This is a genomic window from Streptosporangium sp. NPDC020072 (assembly GCF_040631445.1).
GTDB lineage: Bacteria > Actinomycetota > Actinomycetes > Streptosporangiales > Streptosporangiaceae > Streptosporangium.
On record NZ_JBEYAB010000015.1, the window covers coordinates 124,632 to 139,447 of the forward strand.

General features: G+C 69.7%; 17 protein-coding genes and 1 riboswitch. Of the genes, 5 read left to right on the forward strand and 12 right to left on the reverse strand.

What is annotated here, in order from left to right; translation table 11 throughout:
- Positions 1 to 17: 17 nt before the first annotated feature.
- The 4 genes from ABZ470_RS32265 to ABZ470_RS32280 all read right to left on the reverse strand — a co-directional run bounded on the left by ABZ470_RS32265 (position 18) and on the right by ABZ470_RS32280 (position 2,536).
- Positions 18 to 1,394, reverse strand: coding sequence for a pyridoxal-dependent decarboxylase (locus ABZ470_RS32265; protein WP_352010121.1), 1,377 nt, complete (start codon positions 1,392 to 1,394; stop codon positions 18 to 20).
- 113 nt (positions 1,395 to 1,507) lie between these two features.
- A complete protein-coding gene (locus ABZ470_RS32270; RefSeq protein ID WP_362916178.1) occupies positions 1,508 to 1,753 on the reverse strand; it encodes a hypothetical protein in 246 nt (81 codons plus the stop codon).
- A complete protein-coding gene (locus tag ABZ470_RS32275; RefSeq protein ID WP_362916180.1) occupies positions 1,750 to 2,070 on the reverse strand; it encodes a hypothetical protein in 321 nt (106 codons plus the stop codon). Before ABZ470_RS32275 ends, ABZ470_RS32270 begins: the two co-directional genes overlap by 4 nt.
- A 19-nt stretch (positions 2,071 to 2,089) precedes the next feature.
- Positions 2,090 to 2,536, reverse strand: coding sequence for an excisionase family DNA-binding protein (locus tag ABZ470_RS32280; RefSeq protein ID WP_362916182.1), 447 nt, complete (start codon positions 2,534 to 2,536; stop codon positions 2,090 to 2,092).
- A 99-nt stretch (positions 2,537 to 2,635) separates the two neighbouring features.
- Between ABZ470_RS32280 and ABZ470_RS32285 the strand changes: the two genes are divergently transcribed.
- The gene (locus ABZ470_RS32285; RefSeq protein WP_352010124.1) at positions 2,636 to 3,031 is read left to right on the forward strand and encodes a VOC family protein; all 396 of its coding nucleotides are present in this window, start codon (positions 2,636 to 2,638) and stop codon (positions 3,029 to 3,031) included.
- Positions 3,032 to 3,136: 105 nt separating this feature from the next.
- Here ABZ470_RS32285 and ABZ470_RS32290 read toward each other — a convergent pair whose 3' ends face one another.
- The 3 genes from ABZ470_RS32290 to ABZ470_RS32300 all read right to left on the reverse strand — a co-directional run bounded on the left by ABZ470_RS32290 (position 3,137) and on the right by ABZ470_RS32300 (position 6,793).
- The gene (locus tag ABZ470_RS32290; protein WP_362916184.1) at positions 3,137 to 4,528 is read right to left on the reverse strand and encodes an alpha/beta hydrolase; all 1,392 of its coding nucleotides are present in this window, start codon (positions 4,526 to 4,528) and stop codon (positions 3,137 to 3,139) included.
- A 199-nt stretch (positions 4,529 to 4,727) separates the two neighbouring features.
- Complete coding sequence (locus ABZ470_RS32295) at positions 4,728 to 5,420, reverse strand: RloB family protein (protein WP_362916186.1); 693 nt, start codon at positions 5,418 to 5,420, stop codon at positions 4,728 to 4,730.
- A 101-nt stretch (positions 5,421 to 5,521) separates the two neighbouring features.
- Entirely contained in the window at positions 5,522 to 6,793 is a 1,272-nt protein-coding gene (locus ABZ470_RS32300) for an ATP-binding protein (RefSeq protein ID WP_362916188.1), read from the reverse strand.
- Between the two features lie 341 nt (positions 6,794 to 7,134).
- Between ABZ470_RS32300 and ABZ470_RS32305 the strand changes: the two genes are divergently transcribed.
- Positions 7,135 to 8,373 carry a histidine kinase gene (locus ABZ470_RS32305; RefSeq protein ID WP_362916190.1) on the forward strand — a complete coding sequence of 413 codons (1,239 nt, stop codon included), beginning with the start codon at positions 7,135 to 7,137 and terminating at the stop codon, positions 8,371 to 8,373.
- A complete protein-coding gene (locus ABZ470_RS32310; RefSeq protein ID WP_352010127.1) occupies positions 8,370 to 9,068 on the forward strand; it encodes a response regulator transcription factor in 699 nt (232 codons plus the stop codon). Before ABZ470_RS32305 ends, ABZ470_RS32310 begins: the two co-directional genes overlap by 4 nt.
- Positions 9,069 to 9,186: 118 nt before the next feature.
- Here ABZ470_RS32310 and ABZ470_RS32315 read toward each other — a convergent pair whose 3' ends face one another.
- Both ABZ470_RS32315 and thiC read right to left on the reverse strand, forming a co-directional pair.
- Positions 9,187 to 9,543 (reverse strand): DUF5335 family protein, encoded by a 357-nt coding sequence (locus tag ABZ470_RS32315; protein ID WP_352010128.1) that lies wholly within the window; start codon positions 9,541 to 9,543, stop codon positions 9,187 to 9,189.
- Positions 9,544 to 9,630: 87 nt separating this feature from the next.
- On the reverse strand, positions 9,631 to 11,331 hold the full coding sequence (thiC, locus tag ABZ470_RS32320; RefSeq protein ID WP_362916192.1) for a phosphomethylpyrimidine synthase ThiC: 1,701 nt from the start codon (positions 11,329 to 11,331) through the stop codon (positions 9,631 to 9,633).
- Positions 11,326 to 11,437, reverse strand: a riboswitch (TPP riboswitch). (Overlaps the previous gene by 6 nt.)
- Positions 11,438 to 11,646: 209 nt before the next feature.
- Between thiC and ABZ470_RS32325 the strand changes: the two genes are divergently transcribed.
- A complete protein-coding gene (locus ABZ470_RS32325; RefSeq protein ID WP_362916194.1) occupies positions 11,647 to 12,231 on the forward strand; it encodes an isochorismatase family protein in 585 nt (194 codons plus the stop codon).
- Positions 12,232 to 12,243: 12 nt separating this feature from the next.
- Positions 12,244 to 13,176, forward strand: a complete 933-nt coding sequence (locus ABZ470_RS32330; protein WP_362916196.1) for a DJ-1/PfpI family protein — start codon at positions 12,244 to 12,246, stop codon at positions 13,174 to 13,176.
- A gap of 328 nt (positions 13,177 to 13,504) precedes the next feature.
- Here the strand turns inward: ABZ470_RS32330 and ABZ470_RS32335 are convergent, their stop codons facing one another.
- Genes ABZ470_RS32335 through ABZ470_RS32345 form a run of 3 tightly spaced genes read right to left on the reverse strand, consistent with a single transcriptional unit; the run spans position 13,505 to position 14,690 of the window.
- On the reverse strand, positions 13,505 to 14,308 hold the full coding sequence (locus tag ABZ470_RS32335; protein ID WP_362916198.1) for a hypothetical protein: 804 nt from the start codon (positions 14,306 to 14,308) through the stop codon (positions 13,505 to 13,507).
- 5 nt (positions 14,309 to 14,313) lie between these two features.
- Positions 14,314 to 14,541: a DUF1427 family protein gene (locus tag ABZ470_RS32340; RefSeq protein ID WP_362916200.1), complete on the reverse strand. Its 228-nt coding sequence runs from the start codon at positions 14,539 to 14,541 to the stop codon at positions 14,314 to 14,316.
- Positions 14,538 to 14,690, reverse strand: a complete 153-nt coding sequence (locus ABZ470_RS32345; RefSeq protein WP_362916202.1) for a DUF1427 family protein — start codon at positions 14,688 to 14,690, stop codon at positions 14,538 to 14,540. Before ABZ470_RS32345 ends, ABZ470_RS32340 begins: the two co-directional genes overlap by 4 nt.
- Positions 14,691 to 14,816 lie beyond the last annotated feature (126 nt).

The following is a 14,816-nucleotide window of genomic DNA, read 5'->3' on the forward strand; positions in this document are numbered from 1 at the left end:
GGTGGTCCGTCCCCGTCTCACCCCGGCTCGGCGATCCGGTCGAGCAGCGCGTGCAACGTCTTGTCGTCGGTGGCCGGGGCCATCACACTGGCCCGCAGGTGACGGACCCCGCCGATCTCGGCGGAGGTCAGATGGAAGGCGCCGTCGGCCGTCAGCGACTCCCGGATCGCCGCCTGGTCGCCGGTGCCGTACCGGAAACAGACGATGTTGCTCTCCGGCTCGTACGGCAGCGCGAACCCGGGCCGTTCCCGGGCCAGTTCCCACAGGCGGCGCGCGGTGGCGTACCGCCCCGCGACGTACTCGCCCAGGCCCCGCTCCCCCCGCCAGGCCAGGTTGAGGAAGATCTTCAGACCGAGCTCGGCCTTGCTGCACTCGACAGTCCTGCCGATCGAGTCGAAGCCCTGGTCACCGTAGAACAGGTAGCTCGCCCGCTGCCTGAAGGCCGCGTCCAGGGCGCCTCCCCTCTTGACCAGCACGGCCGCCGCGAGACTTGAGGTACGCAGCATCTTGTGCGCGTCCCAGGTGAGCGAGTCGGCCAGTTCCACCCCGTCGAGCAGGTGCCGGTACCCCTCGGACAGCAGCGCCGAGGCCCCGTGGGCGCCGTCCACGTGGAACCACAGGCCGTTGGCGGCGCAGAACTCCCCGATCGGCCGCAGGTCGTCGTACAGACCGGTCCCGGTCGCGCAGGCCGCCGCGACCAGCGCCATCGGCCGCCGCCCCGCCCGCCGTACCCGGCCGAGGGCCTCCGGCAGCCGCGCCACGTCGATCCGGCCGAGGGGGTCGGTGTCCAGCGGCACGACGGCCCGCTCGCCCAGTCCGAGGATCGCCGCGGCCCTGGTGAGCGAGTAGTGCGCCGACTCGGGCGCCAGCAGCGCCAGATCACCGGGAACCCCGTCCTCCCACGCCTCGGGCACGGCCGCCGCCCGCGCGGCCAGCAGGGCGGTGAGGTTGGCCAGCGACCCCCCGTGGGTGAGCACGCCCCCGCCCGCCGGGCCGTACCCGGCCTTGTCCAGCATCCAGCGCACGACCTCGAACTCGACGGTCGCCGCCGCCGCGCCCATCTCGTAGACCGCCATCGGGTTGTTGGCGGCGCCGTGCACGAGGTCGGCGAGCGCGGCGGGGAAGTCGGGCGCGGCGATCTGGTGCCCCAGGTGGCCGGGATGGTGGAACCTGGTCCCCTCGTCGAGGTAGACCGCCAGGAACTCGGCGTACGTCTCCGGCGTCATCCCGCCCTCGCGTATCCACCGCGCCAGCCCGAGCCGCTCGGCCAGTTCCCCCCGCGGACGCCGCCCGACGACCGGGGACAACCCCCGCTGACTGCCGTCCACGTAGGCCGCCAACCGCTCGACGGTCACACCCGCGGCGCCCACGAACTCCTCAACGTTCCAGATCACACCGGGGATACTGAAGGATTTCCCCGCGAATCTCCACTTCGGGGTACGGCTCCCGCCGACATCCCCGAGGGCCGTGGTCAGATCGTGCTGAGCGCGTTCGCCGGGGAGCCGGGTCAGACGAGCAGCCGATCGCGAACACTCCGCGCGAAAAGCTTCACTCCCGCCCGCTCCAGGGCATCGACGATGTCCAGCACGGTCATGGGCGGACGCCGCTTTCCCTCGGCCATTCGCCGCAGAACCTCTGTCACCTCACGAGGACTCCGGTTCAGCAACGAACACAGATAAGTGTCGGGATCGGCGACGGCCACTCCGTACCGGGCGAGGAAAGCCTCCGGAAAGTCCGCGAGATTCCAGGTCACCAGGACACGAACACGGCCTGCGACAGCAGCGGCCATATGGTGGCAGTCATCCGGGTCGGGACCTTCCATCCGATCGAGCAGGTGTTTGTAGTCGTCCTCCGGAATCCGGCCATCGGCGAAGAATTCTTGATCGCCGCGCTGATACGCGTCGCCGCAGGGGCCGAGCGCTGCCGCTCGCGCACGATGACCCGCTCCCACTCCGCCGGCAGGTGATCGCTCCAAACCAGGGTGTGCACCGCGTCCTCGGTCAGGGCGAGCATCAGGTCCATCAGCGAGAACGGGAACAGCACGTTGGTGTCGACGAGGACACGGGCCATCGGCCAGTCTCCAGGGAGGTCAGTCGGGCAGGTCCGCCTCTTCGGCGAGTTCCATGATCCTGCGTCGCCCCTCCGCCCGCCGTTCACGCCGGGCCTGGAACTCCAGGACATCCGTGAGGCGGATCAGACGATGACGACTGCCGGGCAGGTGCTGGGAGGGGATCTCCCCCTCGTCGAGCAGACGTGCGACGAAGGGGCGCGACAACCCGAGCACCCGGGCGGCCTCACTCGGGGTCAGCCTGGCCTCCATCGGAAGCGCGAGAACGGCGTTGCCCTTGGCGAGATCGTGCGCCGCGGCCAACACGAGGGCGAGAAGCGACTCGGGCAGCACGACGTCGCGGCTGTCCGGGCCGCGCAACACCAGCTGCACATGCTCGGCGACGTCCCCGAGCCGGGCCAGCAGCTCACGATCATCGTTGTCGGCTTCGACACGGACGGCATTGGCGAGAACTCCGGCGCGAGCCATGAGCACCTCCTGCAGGTTATCTGCAATAAGTGTAACCGGCGGCGTCCCCAGAGAGGTGAACTCCGGCCAGGCCCTGCCGACGCCCCTACGATCGGGGGCGTGCGAATCGATCTGTTCACGATCGTGGTGGACGACTACGACCCGGCCATCGAGTTCTTCGTCGGGGTGCTCGGGTTCGAGCTGGCCGAGGACTCGCCGTCCCTGACGAACGACGGCCGCAGGAAGCGGTGGGTCGTCGTCCGCCCGCCGGGCGCGGAGACGGGCATCCTCCTCGCCCGCGCGGACGGAGACCACCAGGCGACGGCCGTCGGGAACCAGGTGGCGGGACGGGTGGGCTTCTTCCTGCGGGTCGACGACTTCGACGCCGCCTACCGGCGGATGACGGCCGCCGGTGTCGAGTTCGTCACCGCACCGCGCGCTGAGCCGTACGGCCGGTTCGCCGTCTTCCTCGACATCGCGGGCAACCGCTGGGACCTGCTCGGCCCCAGACCCTAGAAGGGCCCGGGACCGGCAGGCCCGTCCGGGAGGCCGAAACGTCGGCTCCGGACCCTGGAAAACTCCGGACCCTGGGGAACTCCGGGCCCTGGGAAGCTCCGGACCCTAGGAGCAGGTGCTCCGGGGCGGGGAGCAGTGCCCGACCTCGGGGTAGCGGGCGGAGGGCCCGTCCAGCAGGGGTCGTGACCTGCCACGCAGGTGCCGGTCGAGGAAGGCGAGGACGTAGTCCCGGGTGATCTTCATGGAGCGGTCACCCGACAGCTCGCCCTCGTGCGGGACGCCGAGCTGGTCGGCCAGCGAGATGAGGTCGGTGAAGGAGGAGTGCTGGGCCCCGGCCACGGTGAGCCAGCGCTTCCAGCCGGTCATGAGCCCCCAGTCACGGTCCCACGCCGGGCTCCCGCCTCCCGGGGTGTGTTCCGGCGAGGCCAGGAACATGAACGGCCGCGCGATCCCCTCCGGCGGGATCGGGGCGTAGGTGGTGCCGTCCATGTCGATCCCGGCCTTCACCCGGCCGTCCTTCAGCATCGCCGCCAGGGAGCTCGCGCCGCCCAGTGAGTGACCCGCCATCGCGATCCTGCCGGGGTCGATCAGGGAGGCACCCGCCCACTTCGGACGGGGACCGGTCAGCTCGTCGAGCACGAAGGAGACGTCGGCCGCCCGTACGGCCACGGCCTTCTCCCCGAAGCCCTTCTCGTGGTCGACCTCGCACGCGACACAGGTGGCGAGCCGCCCGTCGGGGAAGCTCGTGCCCCGGCTCTCGTAGGTGTGGTCGATCCCGGCCACCACGTATCCCCGGCTCGCCAGCTCCTCGGCCAGGCCGGTGAGGGTCTTGCGCGACCTGATGAAGCCCGGGGAGAGCACCACCAGCGGTGACCCGTGCCTACGCCCCACCGGCCGGGCCCCGAGGACGGCGCTGGTCCGCGTCTCGGCGAGGACACCGGGCGGCAGGTCGGTGAGCCCCTCCCCCTTGAGCAGCGCCTCCGACTCCTGCGGCGTCATGTACGGCGCCCGCCGTCCGTGCCTCGGCGCCGCCGGATACCACAGGGAGACCATCAGCTCCCTGACCTTCACGGACGGAACCCACGGGTCGGGCCGGGAGGTGTCCCTCAGGTAGAGGGAGACGGTGCCGACCGGATGCGGCCCGGTCGGCGCGGGCAGCCGCGCCGCCGTGACCGGAACGTCCCCGGTTCCGGTCACGGCGGGCTCCGGAGTCGTGCCGGGGCCGGAAGCCTTGGAGTTCTCGGACGCCGGGGCGCCGGAACCTGAGGGCGCCGGGGCGGCGCTCGACCCGGTGCCGGAACCCGGTGCGGCGGCCGCCGGAGGAGCGCCGTCGCCGAGGGTGGCGGGCGCCGGAGCGCCGCCGGAGGCGGAGGCCGGGGTCAGCGGGACGAGAAGGGCCAGCAGGCCGGCGGCGACGGCCAGGCCACCCCGTACGGCCCGCCCTCCCGTCCCCGGTGCCCGCCCTAAGGTGCCGTACCGCCTGGGTTCGTTGTCCATGTGATGTCCGTCCTTCCCCGTCGGGACGGCCGCCCTGTCAGGACGGCCGGATGACGGAAAGGTAGGCGCCACCGGTTCCCCCGCGCGTCGGCCATCACACCGATATTGGATACGCCCAGAAAACGACCGATTTCCCCCGTCGTCCGCGCGGTGTACTTCCCGGGAAGGTAAGCCTGGTCTTCCGGCGGATGTGGGCCGACTACGAGCCGATCCCCAGGGAGACCAGGAGGCGCCACACGTCGGTGGACGGATCGCGCCGGAGCATCTGGCATCCCACCGCGTGTCCGGAGCGGGCCGCCCACTCCTGGGAGGACACCGTTTTCCCGGCCACCCCACCGGCCGGGACGGTCTCCGCACGGCCCGGCTCACAGGCCCCATGAGCGCAGGAGGACACAAGACTCCTGGCATGCGCCACCGCCCTGCTCTCCCGATCTCTCAGAGCCTCGCGCCGAGCGCCTCTGACGCTCTTGTCGCCCTTCTTGTCGTACTCCTTGAAGGCGTCCGCGCCTCTGGCCTGGCGTAGCTTCTCGACCACGAGTTTGCTGCTGCCGCTCTGAGCTCCTCCGAAAGCCTGGAAGTGCAGTAACAGCCAAAGGTCGAACGAGGGGTGCGAAAGCGCCATCTCGACCCTGCCCCTGGCCGCGGCCTCGGCCGCCTGCGGGATGTCCTTCCACTGGTCGCGATCGAAAAGTGCCCATGCCTCGTCCTCACCGGCGGCCTGGCGCGCGGCCTCGACGATTCCCGAAGGCGTCCTGCCGCTCCTGCGGGAGACCGGTTGGATCCGGAAAGGCCGTCTTCCCCGGCCGTCCCCATCCCCAAACCGTTCGTTGAGGTAGTCCAGATAGTCGGGTTCCGTGGCCTCGCCCTCGCAGGCCACGTACAGTATCCGCACCTCACGCGAGAACGGGCCCGGCCTGCGCGTCAGCGGACGTTCTTCCAGCCCACCGCGCCTTCTTCGCCCTGCACGTCCCTGCTCACGGTCGGTTCGCCCGTTCACGCCGTGGCCTCCGTTTCCTCCCAGGAGAGTTCGCGGGCGATCCGTCCCGCCGTAACTCGTGGCACGCCGCCGTAACGGCCCCGCAGGTAGCCGCGCTCCAGGCTCTCCTCCTTGCGTGGTTTGGCGTCCGTCAACGGGTAGAGCTCCGTTTCCCCTGAGCTCTGTTTGACCGTGATCCAGACCTGGTCACGACTGAGCGGGCGGTCGAGCACCGCGCTTCCCAGAAGGGTCGCGTCGTGCGTGGTGAAGATCAGCTGTGCTCCACGCGGGTTGGACACGGGATCCTGGAACACCCGCACGACCTCGGCCGCCAGCGTGGGATGCAGGCTCGAATCCAGTTCGTCCACCAGCAAGACCGATCCCTCCTCCAACACGGTGAGCATGGGGCCCAGGAAGGCGAACCACGCGTGGGTGCCCAAGGACTCCTCCGTGTCGAAGTCCAGCGGTGTCTCCCCGCCGTCGGCCGTACGGTGCCACAGCCTGATCTCTCCGGTTCTCTGGTCGAGATCGAAACGGCTGACTCCCAGGTCAGCCGCCTGCAGCAGTCGTGTGATCCGCTGGTGGCGGCTCCGCGCCCGGTCCGAACGCGCCAGAAGCCGCCTGGTCCAGGCCACCCGGTCGCCAAGATCTCTTTCCGGTGTCACCGGCCACGTGTCGAAGAACCATCTGTGCACCTGTGACAACTGGGGATCGTTGAGCGTCGCGCCGACGGACAGGAACAGGGCGTTCGGCCGGGTCAGCTTGATGAAGGCCTCTCGTTCTCCTCTGAAGCCCTCCCCCTTGAAGACGAACTCCCCGCCCTCGGACTCGGGCCGGTCCGCCTCCCGGTCGAACCAGACGTTACGTCGGCCGTGGGGATAGGCGTGCAGCCACTCCGCCTCCACCCGCTCGTCCGAAAGCTCGAAGCCGTAGGTGTAGCGGACGGGGTCGTGTCCCAGGACGAGATCCACCTCGAACAGGGTCGTCTCCCGACGAGACGTCCGGCCGAGTTTGAAGGGCTGGCGGGGCACCACCCCCGGTGTTTTGGCCCAGTCGGCGAAAGAGCCTCGTACCGCGTCGCGCATGAACCGGAATCCGCTGAGCAGGTTCGACTTTCCCGACGCGTTGGCACCGAAGATTCCCACAACGGGTTGCACGGAGACATCCCGGCCTCGGTGTCTGAGCCCGGTGCCGCGTGCCGTCCCCTCGTCGAACTCGGTCGCGATCAGGGACAGCTCGTGCTCTTCGTGAATGGACCGGTGGTTGGCCAACCGGAAGCGGATCAGCACTGCGGACCTCCCACATCAGACAGGCCACCTGCCATCTCGCGCGGGGAACCTGCGTGAAACACATTATGACCCACCAACTTCTCTGGCCAGCAAGAAAACCGGCTGAGTACGGCACGGGATTCAGACGTCCCGGAAAACGACCGATTTCCCCCGTCGTCCGCGCGGTGTACTTCCCGGGAAGGTAAGCCTGGTCTTCCCGGCGGATGTGGGGGCCGGGTGGTGGAGGTCACAATGGGCGGGTGGTGGCAGAAGGACGACGATCATGGAAACGGTACGCGCTTGAGGTACTGCGACCGGCGGGAGAGCCCGTCACACCGTCACGTCGGTCGATCGTCGTCGACGTGCTGCTGGCGGTCGCGCTGACCGCCCTCGCGGTGATCGCGGCGGTGAACCTCCCCGGTGGGAACCGTGACGACCACGGCGGCCCGCAGCCCCTGGTCGGGGTTCTGCGGCTGCGTCCCGACGGACTGGGCAGCGGCACCCTGACCGTCATGCCACCCACCAGCGAGATCTACGACGAGGACGCCTGGTCCTGGGACTACGAGCCTCCGGTGGTCCTGGTGGTGCTGACGGCGCTGCCGCTGGCGTTGCGGCGCCGCTTTCCGCTGGCCGTCTTCTGGACGGTGCTGACCGCCGCGCTGGTCACCTACGCGGGGGCGACCTGGATCACCGTGCTGGCCTGCGCCGTCGCGGCCTACAGCGCCGTCGCGCACAGCCGTAACCGGGTGGCCGCGGTGGCCGGTCTGCTGCTGGCCGCCGTACTGGCCGGGGCCGCCTTCGAGGGCGTCGCCCCACGGTTGCCCGGCTGGTTCGGCCCCTCGGTCCTGCTGCTGGGGGCCGGGATCGTCGCGAGCCTCGTCCATGTCTGGCGGCAGCGGCTCAGGGCGAGCAGACGCAGGATCGAGGAGCTGCGCCAGGCCCAGGAGGAGACCACCCGCAGGGCCGTCGAGGCCGAACGCGCCCGCATCGCCGGAGAACTCCACGACGTCGTGACCCACAATGTGAGCGTGATGGTGATCCAGGCCGGTGCCGCGCGCAAGGTGATGGCGGCCGATCCCGGAATGTCCCGGGAGGCCATGCTCGCGATCGAGGCGAGCGGCAGGACCGCCCTGGCCGAGCTGCGGCACGTCATGGGCCTGCTCGCGGGGCCCGCCGGGGGACGCTACGCCGACCCCGGTGAGGGTCTCGAACCGCAGCCGGGCCTCGACCGGCTGGACACCCTGGTCGAACGGGTCCGCGCCGCGGGGACGCCGGTGGACGTCACGCTGTCGTCGCCTCCCGGGCCGCTGCCCCCCGGGATCGACCTGGCCGCCTACCGCGTCGTCCAGGAGGCCCTGACCAACACGATCAAGCACGCCTCCGGCGCGGCGGCGTCCGTCGTGATCGGCCACGACGGCGACTGGCTGAGGATCGAGGTCACCGACACCGGAGCCGCACGTCCGGCCCTCTCCAGGACCGGCGACGGCCGGGGGCTGATCGGCCTGCGTGAACGGCTGGCCCTGTACGGCGGAAGCCTGGAGGCGGGCCCTCGGGGCCGTGGCTACCGTCTCGTCGCCCGCCTGCCCAGGACGACCTCGTGAACCGCCCCCCCGAGTGGGCCGTCGACCGGCCGCCGCGTGTCGTCATCGCCGACGACCAGGCGCTGGTCCGCACCGGTTTCCGGATGATCCTCACCGCCGACGGCGCCGAGGTCGTCGGCGAGGCCGCCGACGGGGCCGAGGCGATCGAGGCCGTACGGCGGACCAGCCCCGACGTGGTGCTCATGGACATCCGGATGCCGCAGATGGACGGCCTTGAGGCCACCCGGCGGCTCATGGCCGAGGAGTCCCAGGAGACCCGGGTGATCATTCTGACCACCTACGACCTCGACCACTACGTCTACGCGGCCCTCGCCGCGGGGGCCAGCGGCTTCCTGCTCAAGGACGTCACCCCGGAGCACCTGGTCGCGGCCGTACGGCTGGTGCGCACCGGGGACGCCCTGCTCGCGCCGTCCATCACCCGCCGCCTGGTCGAGCGTTTCGCCCGCCGGGAGGAGGCGGGGACCGACACCCCGCACCGTGACCTGTCCGAGCTGACGCCACGGGAGCTTGAGGTGCTGCGCCTGCTCGCCACCGGGCTGAGCAACGCCGAACTCGCCGAGCGGCTCACCCTCAGCACGACGACGGTCAAGACGCACGTCGCGCGCATCCTGTCCAAGCTGGGACTGCGTGACCGGGTCCAGGCCGTCGTGCTGGCCTACGAGACCGGCCTGATCTCCCCCGGCGGCCACGCCTGACCTCCGGCCCGGGGGTGCGACGGGACGAGCCTTCGAGGGTACGGCGGCGCGAGCCGGGGAAGGGCGCCGCCGTACCGGCTCCGGTCCGGCCCCGCGACGACGGCGGGGCCGGACCAGGTCACGCGGCGTGCCGGTGGATGGTGATGATCGTCTGGGTGCCCTCCCCGTCCACGACGTCGAAGACCCGTGGCGTTTCCGGCGAGACGGTGTCGGCCAGGATCCGCCTCGGGTGTTCGATGCCGTGGCGGAGCACGACCGGGTAACGCGGATCGCGTCCTCCGACGCCCACGGAGAAGATGTCGTCCTTGTCGTCGTACTCGATGTAGGCCAGGGGGAGCTTCTCCGCCTGGTAGAGGTCACCGGCCGAGGCGTCCAGCACCTCGATGGTCACGTCCGAGCCCTCGTACTGTCTCGTCAGGCCGTCCAAGAACGGGCGCCACTCCTCGCGCGGCACCTCGGGTCGTTCCTGAGCCATCTGCCAGCCCCTCTCGTCGGAAACGACAACCGCCTCTGTCCATGCTCGTCGGCCCCCGGCCGCGCCACATCCCACGAACGGACGGGTCTACTCCTCGCCCGGGGGTGAGGGCATGGGGAGGTAGACCTTGCCGCCCTCCTTGCGGAACTCCTCGGCCTTGGCCCGCATCCCCGCCTCGATGGCCTCGGTGTCGGTCAGGCCGTTGCGTTCGGCGTAGGCCCGCACGTCCTGGGTGATCCGCATGGAGCAGAAGTGCGGACCGCACATGGAGCAGAAGTGCGCGGTCTTCGCCGGGGCGGCGGGCATGGTCTCGTCGTGGAAGGAGCGGGCGGTCTCCGGGTCGAGGGAGAGGTTGAACTGGTCCTCCCACCGGAACTCGAAACGGGCCTGTGACAGCGCGTCGTCCCAGGCCTGCGCCCCGGGGTGGCCCTTGGCCAGGTCCGCGGCGTGGGCCGCGATCTTGTAGGCGATCACCCCGGCCTTGACGTCGTCACGGTCCGGCAGGCCCAGGTGCTCCTTCGGGGTGACGTAGCACAGCATCGCCGTGCCGTACCAGCCGATCATCGCCGCGCCGATGGCCGAGGTGATGTGGTCGTAGCCCGGCGCGATGTCCGTGGTCAGCGGCCCCAGCGTGTAGAAGGGGGCCTCCGAGCACAGCTCCATCTGCAGGTCGACGTTCTCCTTGATCTTGTGCATGGGCACGTGACCCGGCCCCTCGATCATGACCTGGCAGTCGTGTTCCCAGGCGACGTGGGTCAGCTCCCCCAGGGTGCGCAGCTCGGCGAACTGCGCCTCGTCGTTGGCGTCGTAGATCGAGCCGGGCCGCAGCCCGTCGCCGAGGGAGAAGGTCACGTCGTAGGCGGCGAGGATCTCGCACAGCTCCGCGAAGTTGGTGTAGATGAAGTTCTCCGCGTGGTGGGCCAGGCACCAGGCCGCCAGGATCGAGCCGCCCCGGGAGACGATGCCCGTCTTGCGGTTGGCGGTCAGCGGCACGTAGGCCAGCCGTACCCCCGCGTGCACGGTCATGTAGTCGACGCCCTGCTCGCACTGCTCGATCACCGTCTCGCGGAAGACCTCCCACGACAGGGCCTCCGGTTTGCCGCCGACCTTCTCCAGCGCCTGGTAGATCGGCACCGTGCCGACCGGCACCGGGGAGTTGCGCAGGATCCACTCGCGGGTCTCGTGGATCCGTTTCCCGGTGGACAGGTCCATGATCGTGTCGGCCCCCCAGCGGGTGGCCCAGCGCATCTTCTCCACCTCCTCCTCGATCGAGGAGGAGACGGCCGAGTTGCCGATGTTGGCGTTGACCTTCACCAGGAAGTTCCGGCCGATGATCATCGGCTCGCTCTCCGGGTGATTGACGTTCACCGGCAGTACGGCCCGGCCTCTGGCGATCTCGTCGCGGACGAACTCCGCGGCCACGCCCTCGCGCAGCGCGACGAACTCCATCTCCGGTGTGATCTCCCCGCGTCTGGCGCGGGCCAGCTGCGTGTGCCGTACCGGCTTGGGCAGCGTTCCGCCGCAGGACTCCGTCCCGCCGCAGGCGAGCGTCTCCCCGGTCCGCCGCCAGGCCGACCTGAGCGGCGGCAGGCCCTTGGCCGGGTCGGCGTCGTACTCCGGATCGGTGTACGGACCCGAGGTGTCGTACAGGACGACGGACGACCCGTCGGTCAGCGGCACCTCGCGCATCGGCACGCGGATGTCCGGCCGCGAACCGGTGAGGTAGATCTTCCTTGCGTTCTGGACATTCTGGGCAGCCTTCTGGACATTCTGGGCAGGTGGCACCATAGGACAACTTCTCCCTACGCCGGCATTACCCGGTCAGGTTCAGCGGTCGGCAGCGGCGGTAGCTGCCCTCTCAGCCCGGTTGCCCCGAGCTCCCGCGTTGGCATACGTGCCGAACTGAGATGATCTCAGTTCGCGCCCCAATGATGCCCCATTCACCCCTTTGGGGCTACCTTCTGGCCTCTTGTGGCTATTTTTAGCGACACGGGCACGGGCTGCCTTGGGTACGGCGTGCGGGTGAGGCCCCTGACCGGATCGGTCCGCAGGCCGACCAGGTGATGCCTTCAGCCCGGACCCCCGCGTCGCCAGGCTGGGGGCATGACCGGCGCTCTCATCGTCATCGACGTCCAGAACTCCTTCCTCCAGCTCCCCGACTGGGGGTACACCTCACGACCCGACATCGTCCCCCAGGTCAACCGCCTCGCCACGGCCGCCAGGGCCGCCGGGGACACGGTCGTGTGGGTCCTCGGCTCACGCCCGGGATCGGGCTCCGTCTTCGACCCGGCCCGAGGATTCGTCCGTCTGATGGACGGCGTCGAGCCCCTTCCCGGGGAGCCGGTCCTCACCAAGACCGCGCACAACGCCTTCACCACCACCAACCTCCAGCAGTACCTCACCCAGCGCGGCATCAGGAAGCTGACCATCTGCGGAATCCGTACCGAGCAGTGCTGCGAGACCACCACCCGCATAGCCTCCGACCTGGGCTTCGAGGTCGACTTCGCCATCGACGCCACCGCGACCACGCCGATCCCGCACCGCACCGCCCCGGACGACCTGTCCTTCGCCGAACTCGTACGGCACCCGCGCACACTCGGCGTCGACGAGATCATCGCCCGCACCGAATACGCTCTGTCGGGCCGTTTCGCCACCATCAGAACCGTGGACCAGCTCACCGGAAACTAGGAGGTGCCGGTCATGCCGAGGGTCGTCTTCCTGCTCATCCCGCGGGTGCACCTCCTCGACGTGGCCGGGCCCGCCCAGGTCTTCTCCACCGCCGACGACCTCGGCCACCCGTACACGCTCACCTACGTCGCCGAGGACGACGAGGTCGCCACCGTCCAGGGGCTGCCCCTGCGGGCGGAGACCGGCTGGCCGGCCCTGACGCCCGACGATCTGGTCATCGTGCCGGGCTGGCGCGGCCCGACCCGCCCCGCGAGTCAGAAAACCCTGCGCCACCTGCGCGAACACCACGCGTCCGGCGGTACGGTCGCCAGCGTGTGCGCGGGCGCCGACGCGCTGGGCCGCGCCGGGCTGCTCGACGGCCGCCGCTGCACGACCCACCACGCCGTCCAGGACGAACTCGCCCGCCTCCACCCCCGGGCGACGGTCGTCAGGGACGCGCTGTACGTCGAGGACGACCGGATCGTCACCTCGGCGGGCGTGGCCAGCGGAACCGACATGGCACTGCACCTGGTGACCACCCGGCACGGGCCGTACGTCGCGGGGCAGGTGGCCCGCGCCATGCTCGTCCACACCCACCGCGACGGTACGGCGGAGCAGGTCAGCCCGCTGTTGCGCCGTCGCTCGCACGTGGACGAGACGGTCCACCGCGTCCAGGACCTGATCGAGGTCCGGTTCACCGAACGGCTGCCGCTGAGCCTGCTGGCCGAGGCCGCCGGATGCAGCGAACGGACCGTGACCCGGCTGTTCAGCAGGGCGACCGGACTCACCCCCCTGGCCTACCAGACCGCCCTGCGCCTGGAACGCGCCGAACACCTCCTCGGTCGCGGCGCCACCGTCGAGACCGCCGCCCGCGCCGTGGGCTTCGCCGACGCCCGCATGCTCCGCAGGCTACGCGCCCGTACGACGCCCTCGGCGGGCCGCCGAAGCGTGGGGTTCCGCCGCTGATCCCGTCCCGGCGTGCACACCCACCTGGACAGGACTTGATCAGCGAGACCAGGCGTCGCCGGGGACACGATAGAGAACGCGCGACGCCGCGAACCACTCCCGACGCATCCGAACCCGCCCTCCGCTGACCATCTCCGACACGAACACGGTCAAGCAGAAGCTCCGACCAACCAGCCTCATTCACTCAGCCGTGACGACCACGGACTGCAATCGTGATCATTCGCACGGTTACTTTGGCTGGGGTCGGCTTCGGGAGCGGATGGCCCTCACCAGAGGGCCTCGGCCGGGCGCGTCATCCCTACTCAGCCTGGGAGTGGCGGGTGCCGTATCAGGCAGAGTTCGGGCCGAATTCGTGGTAGACGTCGGCGAGGAAGGTCGACAGGTGGGTGAATTCGGTCTGGTCGTGGATGATCATCTCGTAGGCGAAGGACAGGGCCGCGTCGTGTGCGCTGTTGCCTGGCGAGCTCGCGGTGGCTATTGATTTGTCGAAGTAGTAGCGGCTGCGCAGTTCGAACCCGTCCTCGGCGGCGCGGGGGAGATGGATCATCCAGCTCTTGTCGTTGATGATGCCGCAGGCCTGGGAGTAGTCGGGCCCATTGATGCGGCTGCCGTCGATCCCGAAGTCGTCGGCGTCGTGGAACTCTAGGACCAGTTCGGCGCGGGTCGGGCCGACGTACTCGACGATGTCGTGGGTGTTACCGATGTAGCGTTCGGCGTCGGTGAGTCCGGGTTGGGTGAGCACATCCCGGTTGCGGGGGTTGGCATGATCGTGGTTGAAGGGATACCACAAGGAGTACCGCTCGGGTTCGACCGAATGCCACCAGAACCACCAGGTGAACATCTCGATCCTGCAGCCGGGGAAGCGGACCAGGCTGGTCACGTACGCGTCGTTGTCCTTGGTGGCACCAAAGCCCGTCTCGACCCGGTGGTACCCGGGGTCCAGAAGCGTGTTGAGATCGGACTTGGACAGGATGTCGGCCTCGTCCATCGGCTTCTTCAGCTGCGGCAGCACCTCGTCGTGCAGCCACAGGTTCCCGTTGAAGTACTTGGCGTAAGGTTTGCCCTTGATCCGCTCAGCGTTGGACCGGAACAGGGCCTGGGTGGGAATCGGGTAGTAGGTGACGGGCATCATGCCGTTTAGTCCTTTCCTGTGGTTTGCTCCGATGGAGCCGGCGTGCCCCGGCTGCGGCGCTGGAGCCGTTCGCGCAATCGCCTGATGCAGGCCTCGCCGAAGAGAATTCCGAGCAATCCGCAGAGCGCCTGCCAGGGCGGAGCTGGGGTCGATACCCCCATGAGCCAATACAGAAGCCCCGTGAGGATCCCGGCGCCGAGCGAGATGACGTAGGCCACGACTGTGCGGGTCATCCGAACACCCCGGGCAGGCCGTAGCCGATCAGCATCCCCGCCAGACCCACCAAAGCCACCGTCGGCGGAGCCGGCGAAGGGACTTTGATCAGTCCGTACACGCCCCCCACGATCACACCGGCGACCAGCGACTGGAGGTAGGGCAGCATCGCTCACCTCCGCACCTCGAGCGCCTCAACTCCCGAGCCGCTCCCCCGAAAGCCCCGTCTCTGCGGATGTTCTTTCCGGCCGCGGTCACGCACTAAGCCATGACAGCCCAGATCTGGGGCAAGAGG